Here is a 2310-nt window from a genome sequence, read left to right on the forward strand (position 1 = left end):
CCGCCCTCCTGCGCCAGCACGGTAAAAATAACATCCTCTTTCAGAACAAAAGCCCGCCCTTCATGGAGACTTCCCCGGGCGGGCCAAAATGCAGGCGACGTTTGTTCGTTCATCCGCGATCCTTATTGTCGGCGGGTCAGCTCCCGCTGAATATGATCCAGCAGAATATCGATGTTAATCGGCTTACGCAAAAATGCAGCGGCGCCCAGGCTGAGTGCATACCGCTGCATATTTTCATCCGCATGGCCGGAGATAAACAGTATTGGCGGCGGCGGCGTGGCCAGCAACCGCAGCTTCTCAAACAGCTCGATCCCGTTCATGCCGCGCAGCTTGATGTCGGTGATCACCAGCGACGCGCCGGACAGGGCGAGAGGGTGGCTCAAAAACACCTCTGCCGAATCGAAGGTATCGGTAGCATACCCTTCCGATTGCAGCAGGTTACTGAGCCCGCTGCGAACAGAGCGTTCGTCATCAATGATGGCAATGCGCCACGGCAGCGTCATGCTGTCTTTCCTCAAACAATTCGTTACGCGTCGCGGTTTTCCTTCGCGGGCGTTGGGGGCGCGGTACCGCTGATTTTCGGTACGCATTCATGACGAAACCAGGCCAGGGTCAGCGGTTCGCGGCTCACCAGACGCCGTCCGATGGGGATCAGTTGTTCACCCACCAGCATGCCGAACAGGCCAAGCAGCGCGACGACCGGCGGCGCCGGGGAATGCACGTCGAGCAGGGCGTAAATTACCCCAGCCGCGACCCCGCACACCAGCGAAATAATCCAGGCCTTCATGATGACGCTCCGGTCAGGTGCTGAACGTGGGGAACCGTCACCTGCACGCCAGCGGGATTATCGCGGGATAAAAGATGACGCATCGCCTGTTCCCCTGCCAGCATACCCAGCAGGCCAATCAGCGCCAGCGCGGGCGGCGCGGGGGAACGCACCTTCAGCACGGCATACATCAGGCCAATCAGCACGCCTGCCGCGAGGGATATCAACCCTGTACTCATTGTGAACTCCAGAGAAAAAGGCAGTGACGAGCCGGATGAGGGACCAGCCCGCCGCCGGGATTTAGCGTGCCGGAACCGGCGCTAAGGTACGGTGCTCGCTCTTCTGGCGAGACGGCGCTTTGTGCACCATGGTGTAGGCATAATCCACGCCCATGCCGTAGGCGCCGGAGTGCTCGCGCACGATATCCATCACCGCGGTATAGGTCTCTTTATGTGCCCAGTCACGCTGCCACTCCAGCATCACCTGCTGCCAGGTCACCGGGATCACGCCCGCCTGGATCATGCGCTGCATCGCGAAGTCGTGGGCTTCTTTGGAGGTGCCGCCGGACGCGTCCGCCACCATATAAATTTCGTAGTCCCCTTCCAGCATCGCGCACAGGGCAAAGCTGTTGTTGCACACTTCGGTCCACAGGCCCGCGACAACCACCTTCTTCTTGCCGTTAGCCTTCAGCGCGTCACGCACCTTCTGGTCGTCCCAGGAGTTCATGGAGGTACGCTCCAGAATGTCCTGACCCGGGAACACGTCCAGCAGCTCCGGATAGGTGTTACCGGAGAAGCTTTCGGTTTCAACGGTGGTGATGATGGTCGGGATGTTGAACACTTTTGCCGCTTTCGCCAGCGCCACGGTGTTGTTTTTCAGCACCTGGCGGTCAATAGACTGCACGCCAAACGCCATCTGCGGCTGGTGGTCGATGAAGATGATCTGACAGTTGGCTGGGGTTAAGACTTCGAGTTTTGTAGTGGTCATAAGATTATCCAGTGAGGTTAAAGGTTAAAATCGCCGCGAACAGCACGCCGATAAAATCGCATTCATCCTATGACCCACGCCGCTGGCGCGTAATTATCTCTTCGTATAGTTAACCTTAGGTATAGTTATACTTTGGTATACCTATCCTATTGTATAACTGGATCTTTCCCGAAACCGGTTCCCATAATCCTGACCATTCCCCTCTCAGTCTGGAGCAGTTATGGTTACCCTCGGTAAAGCCGATCTCATTCTGGTTAACGGCCAGTTTCACACCGTCGATCGCGAGAACCCTCTCGCGGAAGCCGTTGCCGTGCGCGACGGGAAATTCCTGGAAGTGGGCACCGTCGCCGAGGTGATGCAACACCACTGCGACGGCACTAAGGTGGTCGACTTAAAAGGCCACACCGCCATCCCCGGCCTGAACGACTCGCACCTGCACCTGATCCGCGGCGGGCTGAACTACAATCTCGAGCTGCGCTGGGAAGGCGTACCGTCCCTGGCAGATGCCCTGCGCATGCTGAAAGAGCAGGCCCTGCGCACGCCGTCGCCCCAGTGGG

General features: G+C 58.4%; 5 protein-coding genes. 1 reads left to right on the forward strand and 4 read right to left on the reverse strand.

Annotation, left to right across the window (positions count from 1 at the left end; translation table 11 throughout):
- Positions 1-122: 122 nt before the first annotated feature.
- From HP459_RS22480 to HP459_RS22495, 4 genes are all read right to left on the reverse strand, one after another.
- On the reverse strand, positions 123-503 hold the full coding sequence (locus tag HP459_RS22480; protein ID WP_006810275.1) for a response regulator transcription factor: 381 nt from the start codon (positions 501-503) through the stop codon (positions 123-125).
- 23 nt (positions 504-526) lie between these two features.
- Complete coding sequence (locus tag HP459_RS22485; RefSeq protein WP_171936881.1) at positions 527-787, reverse strand: XapX domain-containing protein; 261 nt, start codon at positions 785-787, stop codon at positions 527-529.
- Entirely contained in the window at positions 784-1005 is a 222-nt protein-coding gene (locus HP459_RS22490; protein WP_022646923.1) for a DUF1427 family protein, read from the reverse strand. The genes HP459_RS22485 and HP459_RS22490 overlap by 4 nt, the downstream gene beginning before the upstream one ends.
- 61 nt (positions 1006-1066) lie before the next feature.
- Positions 1067-1753, reverse strand: coding sequence for a hydrolase (locus HP459_RS22495; RefSeq protein ID WP_022646922.1), 687 nt, complete (start codon positions 1751-1753; stop codon positions 1067-1069).
- A gap of 220 nt (positions 1754-1973) precedes the next feature.
- Between HP459_RS22495 and HP459_RS22500 the strand changes: the two genes are divergently transcribed.
- A partial coding sequence (locus HP459_RS22500; protein ID WP_171936882.1) for an amidohydrolase family protein occupies positions 1974-2310 on the forward strand: 337 nt, incomplete at its 3' end.

The organism is Enterobacter sp. CM29, from assembly GCF_013179605.1.
Classification (GTDB): Bacteria; Pseudomonadota; Gammaproteobacteria; order Enterobacterales; family Enterobacteriaceae; genus Enterobacter; species Enterobacter intestinihominis.